This window comes from Chloroflexota bacterium, assembly GCA_040902225.1.
Lineage (GTDB): Bacteria > Chloroflexota > Limnocylindria > QHBO01 > QHBO01 > CF-167.
Genome location: JBBDXT010000007.1, coordinates 190764 through 215711 on the forward strand (window position 1 = coordinate 190764; position 24948 = coordinate 215711).

Sequence of the window (24948 nt, forward strand, 5' to 3'; positions counted from 1 at the left end):
GCGCTATCATGGCGCCTCCCATGCCGACCACCCGACAGGACGCTGCCCGCCGGCGGCGCGCCACGCAGAAGCGGCGACTCATCCCGCTGTCCGCCCTTCTGCTGATGCTCGCCGGGTGCGCATCGCCGTCTCCGACACCCACCTCGAGCCCCACTCCCATCCCGACCGCCGTCCCGACCCCGACGCCGGAACCGACCGTCCAGCCAACGCCCATCTTCAGCAACGTTGCGGACCCCGCCCTGGTCGCGCTGATCCCGACCGAGGCGGCCGGACAGGCCGTCCAGATTCCGCCCATCACCGAATTCGCGATCACGCCCGGAGACATCGGCGAGGTCTACGGCGAGATCGGCACCCGCTTCCGCTCCCTCCAGCTGGCGTATATCTCGCGACCCCGCCTCTCCCTGTACGCCATGCGCATGAACCCACCGACGGTGAGGACCGCGGACCTCGAGCCGTACCTGGCCGCGGCAGCGCAATACGTCGGCATCGCCGGCCTCCACCGCGAGCCCTGGACCCTCCAGACCGTGGCCGGCCACGTGGTCTGGGTGCGGCCCGAGGACAATGCGACGCTGCCGGGCACGCGCGTCTATACCTGGGCGGTGGACGATCTCGTCTTGCTGATGATCGGGACCGACGAGGCGCAGAACCTTTCGATGCTCGCTGGCCTGCCGGGCGAGGCCCCGCCCACGCCAACGCCGGCCGCGTCGACCAGCGGCAGCGCCAGCGCGGGGCCCTCCGCCTCATGACCGATTGGGGTGCCTGGGGCGACGACGCTCGCGACGACCGCCTGTCCCGCAAGCGAGACCGGCTGGCCCGCCTCCTCTCGGTCGCGTCGATCCTCTACGCCCGCGGCAGCGGTGAGTCAGGCGTGCCGGTCTCCGAGATTGCCGGCCTGACCGGGATGACGACTCGCACCGTCTATCGCGACATCAAGGCCCTGGAGGAAGAGCTGGCGATGCCGATCTTTCAGGCGGGCAAGGGGCGCTACGGGATCGAGAAGAAGTACTTCCTCCCGCCGCTGCACCTCTCCCTGCCGGAGGCTGTGGTCCTCTTCCTGGCGTCCCGCCTGATCGCGCGCTGGTCCGACGCCTATGACCAGGCGGTGGTCAGCGCCTTCACCAAGCTCTCCGATCTCCTTCCACAGCCGATCGCACGGCACGTGGCCGCAACGATGCTGACCGTCGGCCGGGCGGCGCCGAACGACCAGTTCGTGCGCAACTTCGCCCACGTCGCCCAGGCGTGGGCCGATGGGCGGGTGGTGGAATTCGAGTACGAGTCGGGCGAGGGGGAGGGCCGCAGCGCGCGCGTGCATCCGTACTTCCTGGAGCCCGATGCCGCGGGGCGCAGCGTTTACCTGATCGGCTTCGATGAGACGGTGAACGCCATGCGCACCTACAAGGTGGAGCGCATCCGCAGTTCCACACTGACCGCGGAGCGCTACCAGATCCCTGACGACTTCGACCCAGATCGCTGGCTCGCCCACTCATGGGGGATCTGGTCGTCGGACACCACCGCCACGGCCGACGTCCGGCTGCGATTCGAGGCATCCGTTGCGCACCGCGTCCGCGAGGCGGTCTGGCACCGCTCGCAACGGGTCACCGAGCTGCCCGACGGTCGTGTCGAGCTGACGGTGACGGTCGCGGGGATCGTCGAGATCCGACCGTGGATCCTCTCCTGGGGCGATGGGGTCGAGGTGCTCGAGCCGCCGGAGCTGCGCGACGCGGTGGCGCGGGGACTTCGCGGCGCGGCCACCCGCTACGAGGGGTGACCTCGTCGCGGGTCGAGGCCGAGCTGAAATACACCGCCATCACCGACCGACCGCTTCAAGAGCTGGAGCGCGCCGAGGTGCTCGGCCCCGCACGCCTCGGAGTCCCCAGCACCGTCGCGGAGGTCGATCGATATCTTGACACCGCCGACCTGCGGCTGGCCGCCGCTCACTGGGCGTGCCGGCTGCGATCACGCGACGGACGGACGATCGTCTCGCTGAAGGGGCCCGCCGAGCATCGGCCCGGCGACCTGCTTCACCTCCGCCCGGAGGTCGAGGGACCCGCCGATGCCGATCTCGAGGCGCCCGCCTGGCCGCCATCGCTGGCGCGTGACCAGCTGCTCGCCATGGCCGCCGGAGCCTCCCTGGTCGAGCGATTCAGCCTCGAGCAGGAACGGACGGAACGCGGCGTGACCGTGGAGGGGACCCGGATCGGCGGCCTCTCGCTCGACCGGGTGCGGGTCATGCATCACCAGAGCGAGATCGGCCGGATGACCATCGTCGAGCTGGAGCTGGACCCCGCCGCGTTGGAGCAGGGCCTCGACCATGCTCCGCTCGCGCTGGCGCTGTCAGCGGTGGACGGGCTCCTGCCGGATCCGAGGAGCAAGTTCGAGCGAGCGCTGGCGATGCTGCCCCAACCTGACCCAGGCGTCAGTCGCCAAGCGGAAGGCGGAGGATGAGCGCCAGCGTCGGACGTGGTCGCGGCTCGGGCGCCAGCAGGGACGCGCGCAACCACGCCTCCCGGGCCGACCCCGCGCGATGCCGGGCGCTCAGCTGCCGTGCCGAGAGGCCATCGATCCCCAGGGCTGCCAGCGCCTCGGCAACCAGGGTCCCGTCGCCGACGTAGGCGCGCCCGACGGTGACCCGATCACCTGGGGTCAGGATCGCCTCGAGCCACCGACGCCGGACGCCGAACGACCTCGCCACCACCGCCTGGCCGCCGCTCCACAGCAGATCGCCGGCGACGTAGGCAGGGCGCCCGGGGAGGCCCCCTCCCGCAAGCCTGGCCCGCAGCAGCTCTGGATCGGGGCGTCCCGCGTCATCCAGGACGAGCAGCGTCCCGTCGAGCGCCACCCCATCCTCAGCGAGCTGCTCGGGCATCGGCATCAGCTCCGGGAAGGCCGCCAGGGCGTCGGCCATGCCGGCGACCTGCAGACGCAGGCTGCCGTGCTCGATGAACGCGATCGCACGGGCGCCGGGCCACCACGGCTCGAAGAGATAGCCGGGGTCGTCGAACGGGGCATCGACATCGGTCGCCTGCATCGGGGAGATGCGTGACGGCAGGCGTCGAGCGGGCGAATCGCTGCTTGGCGGGACCGGGAGCGGAAGCTGCTCTGCCGTCACGCGAACGGCTAGGCGCTCTTGCGTTGGCGCGGCCGAGCGACCTCTTCAACGGTCGCGGCCTTCCGGGACTTCGCGGCGACCTTCGCGGGCTTCGCGGCGACCTTCGCGGGCTTCCCGGCAGCCTTCGCTGCGGGAGCCTCCTTGGCCTTCGGCGATGCGCCCTTGCTTCGCGCCTCGCGCGCGCTGGCCACGCTCGCCTCGAGGGCGGCCATCAGGTCGCCGATGCGCGTCGGCTCGACCTTCTGTGCCGGCGCCGGAGCCTCGCCCGCGACCTTGGCCTCGATCACCGCCATCAGCGCCTCGCGGTAGTTGTCCTTGAACTCGTCCGGCTTGAACTCGCCGGTCATGGAGGCGACCAGCTGCTCGGCCATCTTGCGTTCCGCGGGCTTGACCTCGATCTCCTCGTCGGGGATGTTCAGCTCCTCGAGCGAGCGGATCTCGTCCGGCCAATGCAGCGTGGTCAGCAGCATCGTCTTGGTGTACGGGTTCAGGGCGGCGAGCTGCTCGCGATCCTTGAGCACGATCTTGCAGATGGCGGTCTTGCCCTGCTCGGCCAGCACCTGCCGCAGCAGCTCGAAGGCCTTGCGACCGATCGGGTCCGGCTCCAGGTAGTAGGCCTGCTTCACGAACTCGACCCCCTGCCCCTCGCGATGGGCGTCCACGAACATCTCGATCTCGATCGCACGGACCGTCTTGAGCGGCACAGACTCGATGTCCTCATCGGTCACCACCACGTAGCGCCCCTTGGCCCACTCGTAGCCGCGCACCGTGTCCGAGCGAGACACCACTTCATCGTGGAATGGGCAGTACACCTTCATCTGGATCCGGTTCAGACAGCTCTCGTGGAGCATGTTGAAACCGATGCCGCCCGTCTCGGTCGCCAGGTAGAGCTTGACGGGGATGGTGACCAGTCCGAATTGGATCGCGCCGCGCCACATTGAACGTGCCATGCGCAAGATCCTACAACGGAGAGGCAACGAGGCTTCGATATCGACGAAAGGACACGGAGCCTGCAGGACCATCACGCCATTGGCCGGCCGTCGCGCCACCGCGAGACTCGGCGAATGATGCCCTCAGAGGACCTGAGCGCCCTCCGGTCCCGTGACCGCCACCAGCGCGTTGACCTCCTCGCCGTCTCCCCGGACGAGTCGGAAGCGGTGCTCAATCCGCACCGAGCGCGACAGCATCGCGCTCACCGGGCAGTAGGTCGTCGCCGAGAGCTCAACCGCTCGTCGCAGCGCCTCGGGCTCGATCTCGCCCGCCAGCTGGTGATCGACCACGATGCTGGTGTAGACCTGCGGGTGCTCGTCTCTCTTCTCTCCAGTGACCGCAATGCGGTAGCTGGCCGCCGGCTGCCGCTTCTTGCGCAGGATGCTGCCGACGTCCATCGAGGTGCAGGCCGCAAGCGCTGCCAGGATCGACTCGGTCGGGCTCGGCCCGGCGCGATCCGCCCCTGCGTCGGCAGTGTCGAAGATCAGCTCGAAGCCGGTCCCACTCATCACGTCGACGCGCACCGCCTGCCCCGGATCGACCACGGTGGCCAGCGCGGTGAGCGTGGTGGGCATGTCATGAGCCTAGCAGTCGGATGTTGCCGGTGCGCCTGATCCATCCGGTCCTGATTCGCGGCATGCGCACCAACGCACTCGCCGTCGCGCTCGGCATGCTGGTGGTGGGGAGCAGCGCGCTGCTGCTGATGGCCCTCCTGCCAGCGAATCGCCTCGCAGCGCTCGCGCTGCTCGGCCTCTCCGCGACGCTCGGCATCGGGGTGGGCAGCGCCATGGTCTGGCGGGAGGCGAGCGCGGGCCGCCGCCGGCGGAATGAGATCGGCGACGACATCGCTCGACTGCTTGCACCGGCGTTCGACGACTCGTACACCCTGGTTCTGGCCCCCCGCCTGCCCGGAGTTCCCGCTGACCTCGCCGCCCTGCTGGTTGGACCGGCCGGCGTCCGATCCCTCGTCGCACGGCGCTGGCACGGGCGGTACCGGGTCCGTGGACGCGGATGGGAGCTCGACACCCGCTCGCGAGCGGGGTGGATCCCCACCCTCACCAACCCGTCCTTCGATGCCGAGGCTGTGGCCGGTGCGGTAGCGCGATGGTCGCGGACGGCCATCGACGACCCGAGCGTCGGTATCACGCCGGCGATCGCCTTCCCCCGAGCCTACTCCAGCGTCGTGCTGGAGGAGCCTGCTGGCGAGGTCGTGACCACTGACAACGCTCCGTGGTGGGCGCAAAGCATCGGGCGAATCCAGCGCCTGGATGCGCCCCGAGCGGCGCGCTTCGTCGAGGCCGTTCTCAGCGCATCCGAGGCCGAGGCAAAGGCGGCTTCGCACTGCGCTGCGCCCTGGGTCGCCTAGCCCTTCGCCTCCTCGTCGGCAAGCTCCCCGGTCGCGGCGATCCGCTCCGTCTCGCCCCTGGCGCCACGCGCCAGCAGGATCCTGCCGCTCGCCTGGGCCGCGAAGAGCTTCTCGACTGTGGCCAGGTCGTCGATGTCGGCGGGCGTCTTGTCGTCGCGAATTCGCACGATCCGCGGAAACCGCATCGCGAACCCGCTCTTGTGGCGCGCGCTGCGCGTGAGGCGATCGAACGCGATCTCGACCACGACCTCCGGCACCACGCTCCGGTAGCGCCCGAAGTCGCGCAGGGTGATCTCCTTGAAGTGCTCCGTCATGGTCGCGATCTCGGCATCGGTCAGGCCGGTGTAGGCCTTGCCGATGGTGAGAAGTGACTCGCCATCCGGGCCGCGAACGGCGAAGGTGTAGTCCGACAGGACGCCGCGACGCTTGCCGTGTCCCCACTCGACCCCCACCACCACGCAGTCCAGGGTGGCGAGCGCCTTCTTGAGCTTCAGCCAGCCAAGCCCGCGCCGCCCTGGCTGATAGACCGATGCGGGATCCTTGACCATCAGCCCCTCGTTGCGTCGCTCCCGCGCATCGTCGAAGTGAGCTTCCACGTCGGCCGCGGAATGCGCCGTGGCGAGATGCGAGTAGAGGAAGCGCTCGCCGCTGCGCTCCGGCAGGCTCAGCTCCTCCAGCGCGGCCCTGCGCTCGCGCAGCGGCGTCTCCAGCAGATCCCGACCGTCGAGGTGCAACAGGTCGAAAGCGACCAGGACCACAGGCACCTCCGCGAGCAGCTCGGCGCTCGGATCCACGCGGCCGAGCCGCGTCTGCAGGCTGGCGAAGTCGAGCACCGCGCCGGACCGATACGGAATCAGCTCGCCGTCGATCACCAGCCGGTGCTCGAGCGCTGCGGCAGCTGACACGACCTCCGGGAAGGCCCCGCCGATCTCGTTGAGGTCGCGGGAGAAGAGGAGTGGCGGCGCCGGAGGGTCCAGGTGCAGCTGCGCCCGAACACCGTCGTACTTGTCCTCGATCCAGGCCTCGTCGCCCACCCGGCGCATCACCTCGTCGGCATCGGCGACCGGCGTGGCCAGCATGAAGCGGATCGGCCGTGCCAGGTGCAGCGCCGCCTCGGCGAGCCGGTCGTCGCGGGCCAGGGCCGCCGCCTCGCCGGGCTCGCCGACCAGCATCAGCGCCCGGCGCACCGCCACGATCGGCCGCTCGAAGGCTTCGGCGATCGCCTCCTCCAGCAACCCCTCGCGCAGCCCGATCCGCAGCTCGCGCGCCGCGATGCGGCCCACGAAGCGCGCCTCCGCTGCGGTGGCGCGTCGAAAGAGGTCGGTCATCAGCGCCACGCGCTCCGCGGTGCTGCCCGCCTCGCTCATGGCTCGAAACGCCGCCTCGAGATCCGCCAGCGTCAACCGGGACTCCAGCGCGGAGCGCTCGCTGAGCAGCTCGGCTGCCGCGTCCCCGAGGTCGGAATGGCGCAGGTACGCCTCGTGCAGCGCCCGCTCGTCGGCACCACTCGCCGCGGCGAGCGCCTGCGTCTGCTGCACCCAGCCGAGCCCCAGCTTGTCGGCGCTGCCGGGGAGCGGCCTGCCGGCGAAGAAGGTGGCGGCGATCGGTACGTCGGCCATCGGGAGGGTGCGCAGGTAGGACGCCAGCAGGTCGCGTTTGCGCAGCTTGGAGGTCGTGCCCGCGACCGCCTCCGCCGTCTCGGCAAACGCGGCGAACGGGCTGGAGGACATGCGCCAAGTCTACGAGCGGGGCGCCTTGACGAGGCTGATCGGTCCATGCACGCTTCGCGGATGCACCCGTTCCTGCGCAACGTGGTGATCGGCGTGGTCGGGCTGCTGATTGCGGCCGGCCTGACGGCCATGTCCGTGCTGAGCGCCGATACCGGCTTTTCCGTGGCGGCCATGCTGGGATCGGCACTGATCGCGGTGGCGATCGGCATCTTCCTGTTCGTCCAGGGCTGGATCTGGTCCCAGCGCGCGTACCGCACCCGCTCGACCGGCATGTCGGTGGCGATCGCGCTGGGCGGCGGCTTCATGATCCTGCTGGCGGCCCTCGCGCTGGCCGGCGCCGTGATCCTGGTGATCCTCTTCTACCTCTGAGAGACCGGCACCGATGGCGGTGTGGAGCGCCTTGCTACGATGGGCGCGTCAGCGCCCCCATCGTCTAGAGGCCTAGGACGCCACCCTTTCAAGGTGGAGATCACCGGTTCGAATCCGGTTGGGGGCACCATTTTGATCGAGACCGATGCCCACCTGGCAGACGCTGCGCAGCCTGGCCCCCGAGCTGGTCACCGTCGGCGAGGCACGCCTCCGACATTTCCGCCTCGCGATGCTGGGCACGATCCGAGCGGATGGGTCGCCGCGCATCAGCCCGATCGAGCCCTATTTCGGCAGCGGGGAGCTGCTCTTCGGAGTGATTCGGGGCTCCGCCAAGGCGCGTGACCTCCTGCGCGATCCGCGCTGCACGCTGCACTCAATCATCGATGACCCCGATGGCGGCGACCCGGAGCTGACCCTGCGCGGCCGATTCATCGAGGTCGATCCTGTTGTCCGCCAGGCCGATCCTGACGCTTGGTGGCTCTCGTTCGAGGAGACCGCTCCGCTCGTCGGAACGATCGAGCTCGAGGCTGCCTCCCTCCTGCGCTTCGACCTGGAACGAGGCGAGTTATCGGTGATGCTCTGGACGCCGCCGAGCGGCGTCACGGAGCGGCGAAAACCCTACCCCTGAACGCGGCTAGACGTGGTTGATCTCGACCCGATCCCCGCAGTCGGGGCAGTACAGGAGCAGCAGCTTCGGGTCGTCCGGCACCGGGCGCCAGGAATAGACCATCTCCTCGGTGACCCGCTCGCCGCAGTGCGGGCACTCGGCGCCGATCTCCAGCCACTGGTCGCGCGGGACGTTCTGGCGACCCACCTACTCGGTCTCTCCGTCCGGCTCGTCGGCCTCCCTGCGGGCGGCGGGAGGAGGCGCCCAGCCGGGCTTGCCGACGGGATTGGTCGGGCTCGGGGCATCTGCGGGCGAGCCGTCCGCAGCCACGATCGCGGCCCGGGTCCGCTCGGCATGCGGCGACGGGGCGAGCAGTGGGTAGGCACGCGCCGCGTAGCCGGGCCACAGGCCGACCGCGCCGTCGCGGATCATCACCTGTGAGCGACGGAAGCTGCCGGTCACGTCGCTGGCGGCTCGATCCAGGACCTGGTAGTCGTGTCCGGTCACCTGGCGCAGGGCGGCCGGCAGCGTCTCGACCAGGTCATCGGGGTTCGGATTGGCGCTGAGTGCGATCTCGAGGGCGGCGAGGACCTGTTCGTCCGGCAGGTTGCGGGGCAGGGGAAGGCTGATCAGGGCCATCCGGGGGTCGCGGCTCGGGCCCTTGAGGGTGCGGATCAGGGAGTTGATCATCGGGTCGCGATTGTAGCGTTGTGGACCCTGGCCGCTTCGCGGGCGCGGCCGGCGAGCGTTGCTATACTCCTTCACCCGTGAGGCACCCCTGCATCAGGCGCAGCCTGAGATCCGCCGGCGCGCTGCGCCGCACAGAACCCGCCCGAGGAGAGACCTGATCACAGTGCGCGTCAGAAAGGCCGTCCTGCCGGCGGCCGGCTTCGGCACCCGCTTCCTGCCCGCGACCAAGGCCATCCCCAAGGAGATGATCCCGCTGGTCGACCGGCCGATCATCCAGTACGCGGTCGAGGAGGCGGTCGCCTCGGGGATCGAGCAGATCATCATCGTCATCGCCAGCGGCCGGAGCGCCGTCGAGGAGCACTTCGACTCGCATCCCGGCCTGGAGAGCTGGCTCGAGGAGCGTGGCGACATCGAGATGCTGCGCGTGGTGCGTCGCATCTCCGAGATCGGGCCGATCGCGTTCGTCCACCAGAAGGAGCAGCTCGGGCTCGGCCACGCGGTGCTGATGGCCAAGGAGCTGGTGGGTGACGAGCCGTTCGCCGTCCTCCTCTCGGACGACGTGATGCTCAACCCCGGTGGCAAACCCGTCACGGAGCAGCTGATCGAGCAGTACCACGCGCACCGCGGCTCGATGATCGCCGTCCAGCGCGTGCCGCGTGATGACGTCGACCGCTACGGGATCGTGGCGCCGCTCCACCAGGAGGGGCGGCTGGTCGAGATCGACGACCTGGTGGAGAAGCCATCGGTCGGCGACGCGCCGTCCGACCTGGCCGTCCTGGGACGCTACATCCTCAGCCCCAAGATCTTCGACAAGCTGGAGACGACCCAGCGGGGCGCAGGCGGCGAGATCCAGCTCACCGACGCCATCCGTGCCCTCTCGGCGGAGCAGCCGGTCTTCGGCTACCAATTTGAGGGCGTGCGACACGACGCCGGCACCAGGCTCGGCTGGCTGAAGGCCAACATCGCGATGTCCCTGGAGTCCGACCTCGCTGACGAGGTGCGGGCCCATGTGCGCAGCCTCGACCTGCGAGACTGATCCGCGGTGGAGATGATCGGGCGGCTGATCGGCGGTCGGTATCGAGTCATCGCCCCCCTCGGTGAGGGTGGGATGGCGACGCTGTGGCGCGCCATGGACGAGCAGCTCGACCGCGAGGTCGCCGTCAAGCTGCTCCGGCCGCAGTACGGCAACGACCCCGGCTTCGCCGCGCGGTTCAAGCAGGAGGCACGATCGGCCGGGTCGCTCTCCCATCCGAACATCGTCTCGGTCTACGACTACGGGACCGATGCGGAGACGGGCGGCCAGTTCATCGTCATGCAGCTGGTCGACGGCGAGGACCTGGCCGCCATCCTGCATAAGCACGGACGCCTCGAGACCGATGACGCGGTCCGCATCGCGATCGGGGTGGCATCCGCCCTCGAGGCCGCGCATCGGCGCGGGATCGTGCATCGAGACGTGAAGCCGGGAAACATCCTGATCGACCAGGACGTGAAGGTGACCGACTTCGGGATCGCCCGGGCCGTCAGCGAGGCATCGATGACGGTGACCGGCACCACGCTGGGATCGGTCCATTACTTCAGCCCCGAGCAGGCGCGTGGCGACGAGGTGACCGGCCAGTCCGATGTCTACGCGCTGGGGATCGTCCTGTACGAGATGCTGACCGGGCGCCGCCCGTTCGAGGGCGACTCGGCCGCGGGCGTTGCGCTGAAGCGGCTCTCCGAGGACCCGGCACCCCCGACCGTCCACGGGCCCGTCTCGCCGGGTCTCTCGGCGATCGTCATGCGCGCGCTCGAGCGCGATCCCGCCGGCCGCTACCCGGACGCCGGCGCGTTCGCGGAAGCCCTCAGGGTCTGGCAGCGCGACCCCGACGCCGCCAATGCAGTTGCCGCGGCCACCGTCGTCCCAGCGACACCGGCGGGGGGCGAGCCGACCGTCTACGTGCCGCCGCGGGTCACCCTCCCATCCGACCGCGCGGCAATCTCGGGCATCCCCCCGGACGGGGCCGGTGGCTCGCGTGGCGCACCGCCGGGCCGTCCGCTGCAGCGCTACCCTGAGCCGCGCGACGAGGGACAGCCATGGTGGATCTGGCTGCTGGCCCTGCTGGCGGTCATCCTGCTCGGCACGCTCGGCTTCCTGGGAGCCCAGCTGCTCGGCGGGCTCGGGCCGAATGGTTCGGCAACGCCGACTCCGAACGGGCTGACCGTGCCCAACTGGGTTGGCGACCCGATCGCCGGTGTCCGCGCGGACGCAGATCGCCTTGGCATCGACCTGAGGGAGCTGCCGACCGAGCCGAGCGACACCGTTCCAGTCGACCGCGTGATCCGGACCAGCCCCGAGGCCGAAACCCCCATCGAGCGGGGCGGAACCGTGAGCGTCGTCGTGAGCTCGGGGGAGGAGCAGGTGGTCGTTCCGGTCCTGATCGGGCAGACCCGCGCCGAGGCGACGGCCACCCTGGAGAGAAATGACCTGGTGCTGGGGCGCGTCACAAGCGAGCCGTCCGGCCAGCCCGCCGGGGATGTGATCAGCACGAACCCCAGCGCCGGCATAGAGGTGGGGGTAGGAAGCCAGGTCGACCTCGTGCTCTCCCTTGGGCCGACGCCGTCGCCCAGCCCGTCGCCGACACCCGTGCCAACGCCGAGCCCCACGCCGCTGCCGCCGCCGCCTACGCCGGAGCCATCGACGTCCTGAGCGGCGGACGCCCGGCCGCCGGCCGTGGTGCTACGATCCCGGCCGCACAACATCCCGACCTGGAGGTCAGCACGAAGATGACAGCCCCAATGACGGTCGATGACGCGACCTTCGAGGCGGAGGTCCTGAACGCCGAGAAGCCGGTCCTGGTCGACTTCTGGGCGCCGTGGTGCGGCCCCTGCCGCCTCGTCTCGCCGGTCGTCGAGGCCGTCGGCGAGGCGCATGCCGACAAGATCGCCACGGCCAAGGTGAACACCGACGAGAACCAGCAGCTGGCGATGCGCTACAGCATCTTCAGCATCCCCACGCTCATCGTTTTCCGGGACGGCCGCGAGGCCGCGCGCCTCGTCGGATACATGCCGCAGGAGGCGATGGAGGATCGGCTTCGCGAGTTTCTGGCCTAGGCCAAGAGCGTTCCTGCGCATCGGCAGTCGCTAGACTCAGCCGGTGATCATCAAGACGGAGCGCCGGACGCCCCCGGACCGGCGCCAGGTGGCCGACCCGTTTGCGCCGGAGCGCCCGACGGGCGACCGCCGCACCATGTGCTGGGAGGTCGAGAACTGTACCCTCACCATTCGCTACCGCTGCCCCGCCTTCATCCTGCGGCGGCCGTGCTGGGAGCTCTGGGCAGTGGAGGGCGTGGGTCCGGCGCGCGCCTGCTGCCACAACGAGATCGACTGTGAGCCTGGTCGCTGCGCCATCGCCGAGAAGCGCTTCGCCGCGACGGCCGAGCCGCTCACCGTCCACGTCGGACGGCGGGGAGTCCCCCTCGGTTACGGCAAGCCTCGGCGTCACTCCTGCCCCCACTTCTACCTGACCCACGGCTCGAAGGGTCGCGTCGGCACCGATTCGCCCGGCGTCCTGCGCATGCTGATGAAGCAGGAGGGGGTGGTGAACCGATGCGAGCTGCGCGGCGGCGTCCACCTGGACGCCAGTTACGTGAGCGACCTGTGCATGACCGGCCAGTATCACGACTGCGTCTTCTACGAGGACGAGGGGGCCTGAGCGCGTCCGCCGATCTGGACTACGACGGGGCGGTGGCCGCCCTGCGCAGCCGGGGCCGTTTTGGGATCAGCCTGGGCCTGACCCGGATCGCGGCGCTCCTCGATGAGCTCGGCAACCCGCAGCGACGGCTGCGCGGAGCGCTGGTCGGCGGCACCAACGGCAAGGGCAGTGTCGTTGCCCTGGCGCGATCCGTGCTGCAGGAGGCGGGCCTACGGATCGGCACCATGCCAAAGCCCCACCTGGTCAGCTACCGCGAGCGGATCGCCATCGACGGCCGGCCGATCAGCCGAGAGCGGTTCGCCGCCGCCCTGGAGGCGGTCACGCCGGCGATTGCGCGGGTGACGGCTCGCCTCGGACCACCGACCGAATTCGAGGTGCTGACCGCGGCCGCATTCCGGGAGCTGGCCAACGCGGGGGTCGACCTCGCCCTGGTGGAGGTGGGGCTGGGAGGGCGGCTCGACGCAACCAATGTCCTGGATCCCGGGGTGGCGGTGATCGCCAACGTTCAGCACGATCACGAGCGTCTGCTGGGATCAACCCTGGCTGCCATCGGCGCCGAGAAGGCGGCCATCATCAAGCCCGGCAACCTGGCGGTGACCGGCGCGCGCGGACGCGGGCTTCGGCCGATCCTTGCCCGCTGCGTCGATGTCGGCGCTTCGCTGCGTCGAGCCGGCCCTCGGCAGCCGTATGACGCCGCTCTCCGGGAGGCCGGCTGGGACGGGATTATCGTCGAGGCGACACGAGGGCCCGGCGGCCCGCTGCCGGGCCTGCGTATCGGGCTGCTGGGGAGCCACCAGGCCGCCAACGCCGCGGTGGCGCTCGGCCTGCTCGACGCCCTGGTCGAGGACGCGGTCAGGAAGGGCATGGTGCTGGCGGTGGACGAGGGGGCGATTCGGCGAGGCTTTGCGGCCGCCCGCTGGCCGGGCCGGCTCGAGCTGCTCAGGGAGACGGCCTTCGGTCCCGTGCTCCTCGACGGTGCACACAACCCGGCTGGCGCGCGCGCCCTGGCTCGCGCGCTCGGCGAGCTGGATCTGCGCCGCTTCCCGATGGTCTTCGGCGCGATGCGCGGCAAGCGGGTGGCGGCAGTCCTGCGCGCGCTGGCACCGCTCGATCCTCGGCCGGTCTTCACCCGCGTCGAGGACGCCGGCGCGATCCCGGCCGAGGAGCTGCTCGGGCGCTGGCGGAGCCTTGGCGGACACGGACGGACCGCGGCGAGCCCCGAGGCGGCCCTCCGGCTGGCAGCCGATCTTCGCCGCTCCGCGGAGCAACCCGTCCTCGTCGCCGGGTCGCTCTACCTCGTGGGCGCGGTGCGTGGGATGCTGCGCGGCGGGGGGGACCCGTGATCGACCTCTCGTGGGGCGAACGCACCTACGTGATGGGCATCATCAACGTCACCGCCGACTCATTCAGCGGAGACGGCATCGCCACGCCCGGCCGCAGCGAGGCGGAGATCGTTGGTGCGGCGCTTGAGCAGGCACGCAGTTTCGTGGCGGCCGGTGCGCAGCTCCTCGATGTCGGCGCCGAATCCTCCCGGCCGGCGCAGTTCTACGGTGAGCACGCATCGGTCTCCGCCGAAGAGGAGGCCGCGCTGGCCGTCCCGGTGGTGGCAGCGCTGGCAGTGAAGCTTGGCGATCGCGCCAGCGTGAGCATCGATACGACCAAGGGCTCGGTGGCTCGCGAGGCGCTGGCGGCAGGCGCCACCATGGTCAATGACGTGTGGGCGGGCCGCCGCGACCCGGACACGGTGGCCGCCGCCGCCGAAACCGGCGCCCACCTGGTCCTGATGCACAACAAGGATCTGGCCGAGTACCCCGCCGGCGTGTTCGACGAGGTGGTGTCGTGGCTTCGGGCCGCCATCGAGGACGCCATCGCCGCCGGTGTCCAGCGAGAGCGGCTGATCGTCGACCCGGGGATCGGCTTCGGCAAGACACCCGCCCATTCGATCGAGATCCTGCATCGGCTGGCGGAGCTCAAGGAGGCGCTGGGCGGGCTCCCGCTGCTGGTCGGCACGAGTCGCAAGCAAGTCATCGGCGAGCTGCTGGGTGGCGCCTCGCCGGACCAGCGGCTGGAGGGAACGGCCGCCAGCGTCGCGCTGGCCATTGCCGCCGGCGTAGACATCGTTCGCGTCCACGACGTGGAGGCGATGATGAAGACGGTGCGCGTGTCGGACGGGATCGTGAGGTGGCGACCATGAGCGACCGGATCACGCTGCGCGGGATGCAGTTCATGGGCCGCCACGGCGTTGCAGCCGAGGAGCGCGCGGAGCCGCAGCCGTTCGAGGTCGACCTGGTGCTGCGCCTTGACCTGTCCGGGCCCGCCGAGACCGATGACCTGGCCGACACGATCAACTATTCAACCCTCTTCAAGCTGGCGGGCCAGGTGGTCGAGGGGCGATCGTTCCAGCTGCTCGAGGCGTTGGCCGGGGCGATCGCCGACGCCGTGCTCGCAGCGCATCCGGTCGACGACGTGGAGGTTCGCGTCCGCAAGCCAAAGGCCCCGTTGCCCGGGGCCTTTGAGGCGGTGGAGGTTCGGATTCGCCGCCGACGCGGTGCTTAAGGCGTCTGCGGGAGCGTCCCAAGCGTCACGCTGATCTCCAGCGTTTGCCCATCTCGGACCACGCTGAGGGTCACCTTGTCGCCGGGTACGTGGGGCAGGATGCGAGTCGACAGGTCGTGGTCCGCGTCGACCGCGTCGCCATCGACCGCCACCACGATGTCACCCTCGGCCAGGCCGGCCTTATCCGCGGGGCTCCCCGCGAAGATCGCCGGATCCCCATTGGCGGGCTTGTCGATGAGCACGCCATGGTCGACCGCGAGCCCGAGATCCTTGGCGACCTGCGGGTCCACCAGCTTGTAGAAGACGCCGATCCAGGGCCGCGCGAGCGGCTCGCCGGCCAGCGCCAGCTCGACGATGGGCCGCGCTACGCTGATCGGGATCGCGAAGCCGATCCCTTGAGCGTCCTGGTTGACCGCGGTGTTGATGCCGATCACCTGCCCGGCGCTGTTGATCAGCGGCCCGCCCGAGTTGCCGGGGTTGATGGCGGCATCGGTCTGGATCAGGTTGTTCAGCTGCTCGGACGAGCTGCCGGTGGAGTCACCCGCCTGGATCTGCCGACCCAGCCCGGAGACGACGCCGGTGGTGACCGTGTTCTCGAAGTTTCCAAGCGGGTTGCCGATGGCGATCGCCAGTTGCCCCAGCTGGAGCTCTTCGCTCGACCCGAGGGTGGCGACCGGCAGCCCGGTGGCATCGATCTTGACGATGGCCAGGTCGGTCAGCGTATCGATGCCATACACGCGACCGCTGAAGACGCGACTGTCGTTCAGCTGGACGCTGATCTCATCGGCGCCGTCGACGACGTGCTTGTTGGTGAGGATCCACCCGTTCGAGTCGAAGATGAACCCGGAGCCGGTCCCGTTCGCGCCGCCGATGACTCCCCCGTTGCTGCGCGACTCGATGACGACCACGGCAGGCATCACACGCGCGACGGCCGTGATGACCGCGCTCGATTCGTCGATGTGCACCTGGCTCACGGAGCTGCCGGTCGGCGCATTCGTCACGCCACCCGAGCTGGGCCGCAGGAGGTTCGCCACGGCCGCGGCCGAGAGGGAGCCGGAGACGATCGCCGTCACCAGCGCGATGGTCATGACCGGGACGACGCCCAGGCTGCGCCGCTCCCGGGGTTGGGTCTGCTGGGCCGACGCCCGCGACCAGGCCGGGTTGTCCCAGGTTGGTCGTGTCGGCTGGCTCGGTGGGGGCCCGTAGCGCTGGACCTCGGGTTCAGAGGGCTGGGCGTCGGGGTCGTCTTGATCGATCATCTCTCGTTTCGTGCTCACTGCTTACGTATCGGGGGCGTCACGGCGATCCTGCGCCGCATGGGTTGCGGCCGTACGCAGCAGGGCGTGAAGTTTCATTGACCTTGCTGGACCGTCGCGGTGCGTGGCAGGCGCACGGTGAATGACGATCCCTCGCCGATCGCGCTGGCAACCTCGATCTGCCCGGCGTGCATCTCGACGATCGATCGCGCGATCGCCAATCCCAGCCCGCTGCCGGAGGCTCGCGCATCGCCGACATTCGTGCCGCGGAAGAAGCGTTCGAAGACGTGGGGAAGCTCCGATGCGAGGATGCCCGGCCCCGAGTCGCGGACCTCGAGCACGGCACCCTCCGGTTCATCGGTGAGCGTGACCCGTACCTGTCCGCCCCGCGGGGTGAACTTCAGGCCATTGCCGACGAGGTTGCTCAGCAGCTGCACGATGCGCTCGCGGTCGAACGGCAGCATCACCGGTGCCGGTGGAACCTCGCTCAACAGCGACACGCCGCGCTGCTCGGCCAGCTCGGCGTGCGCTTCGACCACGGAGCGCATCGGGTCGCGCAGATCGCCCGGTCGCACGTCGAGTGGGAAGATCCCCGCGTCGATGCGCGACAGGTCGAGCAGGTTGGTGCTCATCCAGTCCAGCCGGCTGATCTGCTCGCTCGAGCGATCGAGGAACTCGCGCCGCGTGGCCTCGTCCACCTGGCCGTCTCGCTGGAGCTCGGTGAAGGCCCGCAGCGCGGCGATCGGCGTGCGCAGCTCGTGCGACACGTCGGCCACGAACTCGCGGAGCCGATCGCGATCGGCCTCCAGCATGCGCAGCGATTCGGAGAGGCGATCCGCCATCACGTTGAACTGCCGGGCCAGGTCGTCGATCTCGACGATGTCGGAGCGAGGCGCCCGTTCGTCCAGCTCTCCCTGAGCCAGGCGGCTCGAGGCGCGCCGCAGGCGCGCCAGCGGGGTCGTCATGCGCCTGGCGACGAGGGCGCCCAGGACCATTGACACGGCCAGCGCGATGACCCCCGCGAAGATGAGCGTGCCGCGCACGCTGTCGAGCGTCGCCAGCCGGCTGGTGTACGGCTCCGAAACAATGATCGTGAGCCTGATCGGTTCGGGAAGGCCGCCCAGGTCCCTGAACGTCTGCGTGACGCCCTGGTCGGCAACAGCCGGATCCGGCCGAAGACCCTGCGAGCGCAGCTCGGTGTCGGTGGCGTCGTCAGGCGAGGCGCTCGCCGCCAGCGACCCATCGGCATTGAAGATCGAGACGGTGCCCTGCGCAAGCGTGTTGGCAGCCGTCCGGGCCATCGGGAGCAGGAACTGCGTGTTGCGGAGCTCCGGTGTGCCGAGAACCTCCGGCGGCACTCTCGAGGCGTTGTCCTCGATGAGCAGGGCCGTCGCGGCCGCGGCGATCCTGGCACGCGTCTCGGCCTGGCTCACGAAGAGGCCGGGTAGGATCTGGTTCAGCGTTGCACCGGAGATGAGCAGGGCGATCAGCGCCACGCTGGCCAGCGCGATGACCAACCGCACGTTCAGGCGCTGCATCAGGCCGGCCAACCCCCAGTTGCGTGATCAGTCTTCGCTGAATGCATACCCGACGCCCCTCACCGTCTTGATGAAGCGGGGCTGGGCGGGGTCCGGCTCGATCTTGTCGCGAATATGGCTGATGTGGACGTTGATCGTCCGCTCGTCGGCCTCCAGGGCCTCGTAGTCGCGGACCAGCTCGAGCAGCTGCGTTCGGGTGTAGACGCGCCCCGGCTTGGTGGCCATGTGGCGGAGCAGGTCGAACTCGGTCGTGGTCAGGCTGATGCGCTCGTTGCCGCGGGTCACGCGCCTTCGTTCGAGGTCGATCACCAGGTCGCCGCGGCGCAGCGTGCGCCCGGTCTGCGTGTCGGCCAGCTCGCCGTAGGCGCGTCGCAGCAGCGCCTTGATGCGACTCACCAGCTCGCGGACGCTGAACGGCTTGACCAGGTAGTCATCGGCTCCAATCTCGAGCCCCACCACCTTGTCGACCTCATCGGCACGCGCCGTCAGGAAGAGGACCGGTGCGCGTGTCTCGCGGCGCAGCTGACGGCAGACCTCGAAGCCATCGATCCCGGGCAGCCGGACGTCGAGCAGGATCAGGTCGGGCGCAATGTCGGCGAACTGCTTCACCGCCTCCTCGCCCGTCCCGACGATGGCGGTGCTGTAGCCCTCGCGCTCGAGGGCAACCTGGACGCCCCGCGCCACCGCCGGCTCATCCTCGACGATCATGATCGTTCCAGCCATTCGGTCTGGGATTCTAGACCGATCCCCCGATGGGCCTCCTTGCCGCTCGATCGGCCCGCTGGTACGATGCCGCCCCGCACAGCAATGTCGCCACCTTCGTCCGGCCGTGCCCGGCCCGAGCTATTCGAGGATCAGCCGCACCGATGGACCTGGAGATCGCCGTCAACGCACGCGACGTGTACGGCAAGCAGAACAAGCGCCTGCGGACCACCGGCGTGGTGCCCGGCGTCCTGTTCGGCAAGACGACCGGCTCGATTCCGGTCCAGCTCGACGCGAAGGCGCTCGACGCCCTCTACCGCCAGGCGGGCCGCACCAGCGTGGTCAAGGTCGCGGTCGACGGTGGCCAGCCGACGAGCGCGATCATCAAGGGGATCCAGCGCAACCCGCTCACCGGGAAGGCGCTGCACGTGGACTTCTTCGCCGTCGACCTGACCCACGAGATGCTGGCCGACATCCCGCTCGTCTTCACCGGCACCTCACCGGCCGTCGACCTCGAGGGGGCGATCCTGTTCACCTCGCTCGACCACCTCAAGGTGCGCGGCCTTCCCGGCGACCTGCCCCACGAGGTCGAGGTTGACCTCGCCCCGCTGGTCGACCTCGAGGCAACGATTCATGTTCGCGACCTGGTGGTCGACGAGAAGGTGACCGTCATCAACGACCCCGATGAGCTGGTCGCCAAGGTCACCCCGCCGCGCGAGGAGGAGGTCATCGAGCCTGTCGTCGTCGAGGGCGAGGGCGAGGAAGGTGCCGAGGGCGAGGGCGAGGAGGGCGCCGAGGGCGAGGGTGCTGGGGAGGGCGCCTCAGCGACCGACGAGGGCGACGAGGGCGACGAGAGCTAAATTACCCGGCCACACCGGTCCGGGCGAGCGGGCGGTTGAACCTCGGCGGGCGCAGTCCGCATGCCACGGCGGACTTGCCGCGACGTGTCTGACCGCTTGCGACGTCGGTTTATGCGACCAGTGGATTCGAAATGACGCGTTCTGGCGCCTCATGCGTCGTTGCTAGTCCGGTTAGACATATCCGCCGTCAGGAGCGGACGCAATCTCCACCTTTCCGGGCTTGACCCGCATGGCTATAGTCGCACCGTCCGGCTCGCCTTTCGCGACGAGCGCTCCAGTGGTTCGGCGCGTCACGTCGCGCTCGCAGCAGGAAGGAGGCGACCCGCACCACGCCGGCGGCCTTTCGCCCAACACGTGACCTGACCTTCGCCCGCGCAGCGCGTGCCCGTCACGCCCGCGGCTTCGTCCCAAGGAGGAGAGGTTCCACATGACGCAATCACGCGAAGATGCCATTCGGCAGGACGTTCGCGACCTGCACGGTCTGGGCTACGCCCAGGAGCTGCTCCGCAGCATGGGCGGGTTCTCCAACTTCGCGATCAGCTTCAGCATCATCTCGATCCTGACCGGCGCGGTCATTCTCTACAACCTCGGGCTCACCCTCGCCGGTCCAGCCGCCGTTGGTCTCGGCTGGCCGCTGGTCACGCTCTTCACCCTGATGATCGCAGCAACGATGGCCGAGATCGCATCCGCCTACCCGACGGCGGGCGGCCTCTACTACTGGGCCAGCAAGCTCCGCAACAAGGACTGGGGCTGGTGGACCGCCTGGCTCAACCTCGGGGGCCAGATCTCCATCGTCGCCGGCATCAACTACTCCGCCGCCTTCTACCTGTGCGCCACGATCCTGAACCCGCTCTTCGGGGTCGATCCGAACGTCGAGACGTTTGGCGTCCTCAACGCAATCTGGATTACAGGGATCCTGATCGCCATCGAGATCGGCTTCAATGTCGCCGGGACCCGGATCGTCGCGTTGATGAACGACCTCTCGGTGTGGTGGCACATCTTCTTCGTACTGGCGATCGCCTTCGCGCTCTTCGCGTTCGGCAGTCAGACAACGCATGACCTTGGGTTCCTGTTCACCGTGGCGCCCGGCACCAATGCCGACGGCGTATCGTGGCAGCAGGTCATCCCGTTCGGGGTTGCCGGCGCCTTTGCGTTGAGCCTCCTCCAGTCGCAGTGGACCTACACCGGTTACGACGCCTCCGCTCACGTGGCCGAGGAGACCGTGTTCGCCCGCCGGGCATCCGCCTGGGGCGTCTTCCTCTCGGTGGCGGTTTCGGCGGTAGCCGGCTACATCGTCCTGGTCGCCCTCACCCTGAAGATGTCGAGCCCGGCTGATGTGCTTGCCAACAGCGGCGGCGGCGGCGGCGTCCAGTACATCCTCGAGCAGAACCTCGGCGCCGGCCTGAATGCGTTGGGCGGACTGCTGGCGGCGGGCGTGGCCTTCGCCATGACCTTCTGCGGCTTCTCATCCATCGCGTCGGCCGGACGGATGCTCTTCGCCTTCAGCCGCGATGAGGGCGTGCCAGGCAGCGGATGGCTGAAGAAGGTGAGCCACCGCTGGCGCACCCCCAGCAACTCGGTGATCGCGATCAGCACCCTGAGCTGGCTCCTGATCGTCCTGATCTACGTCCTCACCAACCTATTCCAGGGCGACCCGCTCTTCCTGATCGGAGGGATCACGTCCGTCAGCACCGTGCTCCTGTACTGGGCGTATGGCGTATGCATCTGGCTCGGGATGCGCGGCGACCAATCATGGCGCAGCCGTCAGACATGGAGCCTGGGCCGGTGGAGCAGGCCGATGGCCTGGCTCTCCGTGATCTGGATCGTCCTGTTCAGCCCGGTCTTCCTGTACCCGTTCGCGCTGAACCCGGCGTCGTGGATCATCGTGGGCTCGTTCCTGGTGCTGCTGCTCATCTACTACTTCGTCTGGGCCCGGAACCGCTTCCGCGGTCCTGTGCCGCAGGGCACGGAGCAGGAGCTGAGCGATATCGAGCGCGAGTTCTCGCAAGCGGCCGCCGAGATCGGCGCCTGAATCTCGGGCACCGCGGATCGCGGCGCTCGTCTTCGAATGATGGGCCGGTCGGGCAATCCGGCCGGCCCATCGGCATCAGTGATCAAGAAAGCGAAGGACGCGATGGCCAACGAGCACAAGGGCAACCACCCGAAGCTCGCCGAGCTGAAGGCGATGGTGCGCGACGGGCGGATCGACACGCTCATCGTGGCGCTGACTGACATGCAGGGGCGCCTGATGGGCAAGCGCGTCCAGGGCCAGGCCTTTCTGAACGGAGCCATCGACCACGGCGCGCACTTCTGCACCTACCTGCTCGGCACCGACATGGAGATGAACACGCCGGACGGCTTCCAGCTGATGAACTGGGAGACCGGCTACGGCGACTGGATCGCCGATCCGCTGTGGGACACCATGCGGGTCGTGCCCTGGCTGGAGAAGACGGCGCTGGTTCTCTCCGACACGATCGACCACCACGGCCACGAGATCGCCGTCTCGCCGCGGACGATGCTGAAGCGCGTCGTCGAGCGCGCCACCAAGCAGGGGTTCCGCGTCATGGCCGGCTCAGAGTTCGAGTACTACCTGCTGACCGATACCTACGAGCAGGCCTGGAAGAAGGGCTACGTCGGGCTCGAGCGCTTCGGCTACTACAACGAGGACTACCACCTCCTGCAGGCGACCAAGGGCGAGCCGATCCACGGCAAGCTGCGCAACCTGATGACCGAGGCCGGGATCCCGGTCGAGTTCAGCAAGGGGGAGGCGGCTCCCGGCCAGCACGAGGTCAACATCCACTACACCGATGTCCTGGAGATGGCCGACCAGTCGGTCATCTTCAAGCACGGCGCCAAGGAGATCGCCTACCTCAATGGCTTCGGCCTCTCCTTCATGGCCAAGCCGGACCACACCTGGACCGGGTCGAGCGGCCATCTGCACATGTCGCTGTGGGACAGGGCCGGCAAGAAGTCCCTCTTCTATGACGCCAAGGGCGAGCCCTACGGCATGTCCAAGACCATGCGCCACTTCCTGGGCGGGATGATGAAGTACTCGCGCGAGCTGGCCGTCTTCTGGGCCTGGAACGTGAACTCCTACAAGCGCTACGCGGTCGCCTCGTGGGCCCCGGTCAACGTGGTGTGGGGCCGGGACAACCGGACGACCGGCTTCCGCATCGTAGGCGAGGGGTCAGGGCTGCACGTCGAGGACCGCTTCCCCGGAGGCGACATGAACTCGTACACGACCTACGCGGCGGTGGTCGGAGCGGGGCTGCTCGGCATCGAGCGCGAGATCGAGCCGCCCGATGAGTACATCGGCAACGGCTACGTGGCGACGGACTGCGACCGCATGCCAAGGGCCCTGCACGAGGCGATCCGCGAGCTGGAGGGGAGCGAGGCGGCGGCCGAGATCTTCGGCGCCAACGTCGTGGCGCATTACCTCAATGCGGCGCGCGTCGAGCAGGAGACCTACGACGCGGTCGTCCACCCTTGGGACCGCGAGCGCTACCTGGAGCGCGGCTGATGCGACTCGAGGGCAAGGTCGCGATCATCACCGGGGCCGGCAGCGGCATGGGCCGCGTCGCGGCGCAGCTCTTCGGCGCGGAGGGCGCAAAGGTCGTGGTCGCTGAGTTCGACGAGGCGGCCGGCAACGAAACCGTCGAATCTGTGCAGAAGGCAGGCGGCGAGGCGACCTTCGTGCGCACCGACGTCAGCAACGAGGCCGATGCGAAGGCCATGGTCGACCACGCGGTGGCGACCTTCGGCCGGGTCGACGTCCTCTACAACAACGCGGGTGTCATGCCCGAGCCGGATCACTCGGTGATCGACACCGACGTCGCCACCTGGGACAAGGTGATGGCCGTCAACGTGCGCGGCGTCTTCCTGGGTTGCAAGTACGCGATCCCTCAGATGCTCGAGCAAGGGGCGGGATCGGTCATCAACATCAGCTCGTTCGTGGCGCTGCTGGGCTGCTCCGTCCCGCAGGACGCCTACACGGCCTCCAAGGGAGCTGTGCTGAGCCTGACCCGCTCGCTGGCGGTGCAATTCGGCCCACGCGGTGTGCGTTCGAACGCCATCTGCCCCGGCCCGATCGAGACGCCGCTGCTGATGGATTGGCTGCTGAAGGACGAGGCAGCCAAGCAGCTGCGCCTGGCGCGCAACCCGACCGGGCGCTTCGGAAAGCCCGAGGAGGTCGTCAGCGCCGCGATCTACCTCGCCTCGGACGAATCGCGCTGGACGAACGGCGCCTCATTCGTGATCGACGGCGGCATCAGCGTCAACTACTTCTAGCGGCCGCCCATGGGCCAACGCTCCCTCCTGACCGATCTCGCCGGCTCGGGACTCCTGGCGTGGGCCGTGCTGCTGGCCTACATCAGCATCCCGACGCTACTCAGTCAGGACCCGTTGTGGGACGGCGGGATCTCCCTGCTCGCCGCTCTGCTGGCGGCCGGCCATCTGGTTGCGGCGCTCGGTGTCACCCGGCGCGCCGCGTGGGCTCGTCGCCTGGGGCTGTGGATGGGCGTGATCGGGTTCTTCGGGAGCAGCATGGTCCTGCTGACCCTGGCAGCCAGCCTGCTGGCACGAAGGGACAGCAGCGTCGACGCCTTTCCGGGGCTCCTGCTCGCGATTCCGGCCAGGCGCGGGATAGTAGTCGGGAACGCGCGTCGGCGGCACGGCGTCTGGTTGCCGTCGTGCGCTCCATCGGACTGTTCCTTGTCGTTGCCATCCTGCTTGCCGGGTGCTCGGAGGCCGGACCGTCGACCAGCGGGGAGGGTGGTGGCAGCCCGAGCGCAATTCCGGCGCCGCTCGCCCTGCTCGACTGCGATGGCGCTCCCTCCGAGATGGGCGGTATCGGCCCGTTTGGCGTTGTAACGCTCGGCGAAACGGCAGCGGCAGCGCTCGCCAGCTGGCTTGAGGCTCCCGTCTTCGTCGTACCGGTGAACGATTGGGCGCTCTACGCGATCGTGGGGGATCGGGCGATCTTCGTGTATCGCAGCGCGGACCGGATCAAGGTCGTGGCGGTCTTCTCGACTGAACGCACCGAGGTGGGCGAGGGGATCTTTACCCTTCTCGAGCTCCGTGCCTGCAACGAGAGCGAGTTTGGCCCCGACGCAGTTTTCGCCAACGGCGAGCGGGTGTGGGCTAATGACGCCGGGTTGATCCTGCGCGACCAGCCCGGGCCTGCGCACTGCGGCTGGCAGCAGGCGCGCTTCCTGCACATCGGGGAAGGCGTCGACAGTCGTCAGTACATCGGCGACCCTGTCGGCGTCATGCCCAGCCGAACGCTCCTTGAGCCCTACGACGGCGACGCCCCGCTTGCCGCGGACGGGACGGCGAGCGGGTACCGGAACGGTGACCTGGAGCTGTGGTTCGTCCCCGATGGGCGGGCCATCTTCGTGGTCGGCACTGACCGCGTCGAGCTGTGGCCGCGCAGCGACCCGCCTGTCGGCTGCGCCTGACGAGCCCTGATCGCGCGACAGTTCGCGA

Annotated in this window: 27 protein-coding genes and 1 tRNA gene; 19 read left to right on the forward strand and 9 right to left on the reverse strand. The window is 69.2% G+C overall.

The window, feature by feature from the left end:
- Window positions 1–20 precede the first annotated feature (20 nt).
- Genes WEB29_09600 through WEB29_09610 form a run of 3 tightly spaced genes read left to right on the forward strand, consistent with a single transcriptional unit; the run spans window position 21 to window position 2445 of the window.
- The gene (locus WEB29_09600) at window positions 21–746 is read left to right on the forward strand and encodes a hypothetical protein (GenBank protein MEX2137183.1); all 726 of its coding nucleotides are present in this window, start codon (window positions 21–23) and stop codon (window positions 744–746) included.
- Window positions 743–1768 carry a transcriptional regulator gene (locus WEB29_09605; GenBank protein ID MEX2137184.1) on the forward strand — a complete coding sequence of 342 codons (1026 nt, stop codon included), beginning with the start codon at window positions 743–745 and terminating at the stop codon, window positions 1766–1768. Before WEB29_09600 ends, WEB29_09605 begins: the two co-directional genes overlap by 4 nt.
- Window positions 1765–2445, forward strand: coding sequence for a CYTH domain-containing protein (locus WEB29_09610; protein ID MEX2137185.1), 681 nt, complete (start codon window positions 1765–1767; stop codon window positions 2443–2445). Before WEB29_09605 ends, WEB29_09610 begins: the two co-directional genes overlap by 4 nt.
- Here the strand turns inward: WEB29_09610 and WEB29_09615 are convergent.
- The 3 genes from WEB29_09615 to WEB29_09625 all read right to left on the reverse strand — a co-directional run bounded on the left by WEB29_09615 (window position 2417) and on the right by WEB29_09625 (window position 4674).
- Window positions 2417–3109, reverse strand: a complete 693-nt coding sequence (locus WEB29_09615; protein ID MEX2137186.1) for a hypothetical protein — start codon at window positions 3107–3109, stop codon at window positions 2417–2419. The two genes, WEB29_09610 and WEB29_09615, sit on opposite strands and share 29 nt — an antisense overlap.
- A gap of 8 nt (window positions 3110–3117) precedes the next feature.
- Window positions 3118–4059 (reverse strand): Ku protein, encoded by a 942-nt coding sequence (locus WEB29_09620; GenBank protein MEX2137187.1) that lies wholly within the window; start codon window positions 4057–4059, stop codon window positions 3118–3120.
- A gap of 123 nt (window positions 4060–4182) precedes the next feature.
- Window positions 4183–4674 (reverse strand): OsmC family protein, encoded by a 492-nt coding sequence (locus WEB29_09625; GenBank protein MEX2137188.1) that lies wholly within the window; start codon window positions 4672–4674, stop codon window positions 4183–4185.
- Window positions 4675–4703: 29 nt separating this feature from the next.
- Between WEB29_09625 and WEB29_09630 the strand changes: the two genes are divergently transcribed.
- On the forward strand, window positions 4704–5465 hold the full coding sequence (locus tag WEB29_09630; GenBank protein MEX2137189.1) for a hypothetical protein: 762 nt from the start codon (window positions 4704–4706) through the stop codon (window positions 5463–5465).
- Here the strand turns inward: WEB29_09630 and WEB29_09635 are convergent.
- On the reverse strand, window positions 5462–7195 hold the full coding sequence (locus WEB29_09635) for an ATP-dependent DNA ligase (protein ID MEX2137190.1): 1734 nt from the start codon (window positions 7193–7195) through the stop codon (window positions 5462–5464). The genes WEB29_09630 and WEB29_09635 overlap by 4 nt on opposite strands.
- A gap of 45 nt (window positions 7196–7240) precedes the next feature.
- Here WEB29_09635 and WEB29_09640 point away from each other — a divergent pair, with 45 nt between their 5' ends.
- The 3 genes from WEB29_09640 to WEB29_09650 all read left to right on the forward strand — a co-directional run bounded on the left by WEB29_09640 (window position 7241) and on the right by WEB29_09650 (window position 8192).
- Window positions 7241–7564, forward strand: a complete 324-nt coding sequence (locus WEB29_09640; protein ID MEX2137191.1) for a hypothetical protein — start codon at window positions 7241–7243, stop codon at window positions 7562–7564.
- Between the two features lie 53 nt (window positions 7565–7617).
- Window positions 7618–7694 (forward strand) — tRNA-Glu (locus WEB29_09645).
- A 15-nt stretch (window positions 7695–7709) separates the two neighbouring features.
- Window positions 7710–8192 carry a pyridoxamine 5'-phosphate oxidase family protein gene (locus WEB29_09650; GenBank protein MEX2137192.1) on the forward strand — a complete coding sequence of 161 codons (483 nt, stop codon included), beginning with the start codon at window positions 7710–7712 and terminating at the stop codon, window positions 8190–8192.
- 6 nt (window positions 8193–8198) lie between these two features.
- Here WEB29_09650 and WEB29_09655 read toward each other — a convergent pair whose 3' ends face one another.
- Both WEB29_09655 and WEB29_09660 read right to left on the reverse strand, forming a co-directional pair.
- Window positions 8199–8378 carry a hypothetical protein gene (locus WEB29_09655; protein ID MEX2137193.1) on the reverse strand — a complete coding sequence of 60 codons (180 nt, stop codon included), beginning with the start codon at window positions 8376–8378 and terminating at the stop codon, window positions 8199–8201.
- A complete protein-coding gene (locus WEB29_09660) occupies window positions 8379–8861 on the reverse strand; it encodes a hypothetical protein (protein ID MEX2137194.1) in 483 nt (160 codons plus the stop codon).
- Window positions 8862–9024: 163 nt separating this feature from the next.
- On the opposite strand from WEB29_09660, the gene galU reads away from it, so the two are divergent.
- From galU to folB, 7 genes are all read left to right on the forward strand, one after another.
- Complete coding sequence (galU, locus tag WEB29_09665; protein ID MEX2137195.1) at window positions 9025–9897, forward strand: UTP--glucose-1-phosphate uridylyltransferase GalU; 873 nt, start codon at window positions 9025–9027, stop codon at window positions 9895–9897.
- Between the two features lie 12 nt (window positions 9898–9909).
- Window positions 9910–11547: a Stk1 family PASTA domain-containing Ser/Thr kinase gene (gene pknB / locus WEB29_09670; GenBank protein ID MEX2137196.1), complete on the forward strand. Its 1638-nt coding sequence runs from the start codon at window positions 9910–9912 to the stop codon at window positions 11545–11547.
- Window positions 11548–11636: 89 nt separating this feature from the next.
- A complete protein-coding gene (gene trxA / locus WEB29_09675) occupies window positions 11637–11951 on the forward strand; it encodes a thioredoxin (GenBank protein MEX2137197.1) in 315 nt (104 codons plus the stop codon).
- Window positions 11952–11994: 43 nt separating this feature from the next.
- Window positions 11995–12552 carry a hypothetical protein gene (locus WEB29_09680; protein MEX2137198.1) on the forward strand — a complete coding sequence of 186 codons (558 nt, stop codon included), beginning with the start codon at window positions 11995–11997 and terminating at the stop codon, window positions 12550–12552.
- A gap of 32 nt (window positions 12553–12584) precedes the next feature.
- Window positions 12585–13895, forward strand: coding sequence for a Mur ligase family protein (locus WEB29_09685; GenBank protein MEX2137199.1), 1311 nt, complete (start codon window positions 12585–12587; stop codon window positions 13893–13895).
- Window positions 13892–14746 carry a dihydropteroate synthase gene (gene folP / locus WEB29_09690; protein ID MEX2137200.1) on the forward strand — a complete coding sequence of 285 codons (855 nt, stop codon included), beginning with the start codon at window positions 13892–13894 and terminating at the stop codon, window positions 14744–14746. The genes WEB29_09685 and folP overlap by 4 nt, the downstream gene beginning before the upstream one ends.
- Complete coding sequence (gene folB / locus WEB29_09695) at window positions 14743–15108, forward strand: dihydroneopterin aldolase (GenBank protein ID MEX2137201.1); 366 nt, start codon at window positions 14743–14745, stop codon at window positions 15106–15108. The genes folP and folB overlap by 4 nt, the downstream gene beginning before the upstream one ends.
- Here folB and WEB29_09700 read toward each other — a convergent pair.
- The 3 genes from WEB29_09700 to WEB29_09710 form a co-directional block, all read right to left on the reverse strand.
- Complete coding sequence (locus WEB29_09700) at window positions 15105–16367, reverse strand: trypsin-like peptidase domain-containing protein (protein ID MEX2137202.1); 1263 nt, start codon at window positions 16365–16367, stop codon at window positions 15105–15107. The two genes, folB and WEB29_09700, sit on opposite strands and share 4 nt — an antisense overlap.
- Before the next feature lie 92 nt (window positions 16368–16459).
- Window positions 16460–17902 carry a HAMP domain-containing sensor histidine kinase gene (locus WEB29_09705; GenBank protein ID MEX2137203.1) on the reverse strand — a complete coding sequence of 481 codons (1443 nt, stop codon included), beginning with the start codon at window positions 17900–17902 and terminating at the stop codon, window positions 16460–16462.
- A 27-nt stretch (window positions 17903–17929) separates the two neighbouring features.
- Window positions 17930–18625 carry a response regulator transcription factor gene (locus tag WEB29_09710; GenBank protein ID MEX2137204.1) on the reverse strand — a complete coding sequence of 232 codons (696 nt, stop codon included), beginning with the start codon at window positions 18623–18625 and terminating at the stop codon, window positions 17930–17932.
- Window positions 18626–18768: 143 nt separating this feature from the next.
- Here WEB29_09710 and WEB29_09715 point away from each other — a divergent pair, with 143 nt between their 5' ends.
- From WEB29_09715 to WEB29_09735, 5 genes are all read left to right on the forward strand, one after another.
- Window positions 18769–19464, forward strand: coding sequence for a 50S ribosomal protein L25 (locus tag WEB29_09715; GenBank protein ID MEX2137205.1), 696 nt, complete (start codon window positions 18769–18771; stop codon window positions 19462–19464).
- 427 nt (window positions 19465–19891) lie between these two features.
- Window positions 19892–21496 carry an amino acid permease gene (locus tag WEB29_09720; protein MEX2137206.1) on the forward strand — a complete coding sequence of 535 codons (1605 nt, stop codon included), beginning with the start codon at window positions 19892–19894 and terminating at the stop codon, window positions 21494–21496.
- Between the two features lie 102 nt (window positions 21497–21598).
- Window positions 21599–22984 carry a glutamine synthetase family protein gene (locus tag WEB29_09725; protein MEX2137207.1) on the forward strand — a complete coding sequence of 462 codons (1386 nt, stop codon included), beginning with the start codon at window positions 21599–21601 and terminating at the stop codon, window positions 22982–22984.
- Window positions 22984–23751, forward strand: coding sequence for a glucose 1-dehydrogenase (locus WEB29_09730; GenBank protein ID MEX2137208.1), 768 nt, complete (start codon window positions 22984–22986; stop codon window positions 23749–23751). The genes WEB29_09725 and WEB29_09730 overlap by 1 nt, the downstream gene beginning before the upstream one ends.
- A 401-nt stretch (window positions 23752–24152) precedes the next feature.
- Window positions 24153–24920 (forward strand): hypothetical protein, encoded by a 768-nt coding sequence (locus tag WEB29_09735; GenBank protein ID MEX2137209.1) that lies wholly within the window; start codon window positions 24153–24155, stop codon window positions 24918–24920.
- Window positions 24921–24948: the final 28 nt, after the last annotated feature.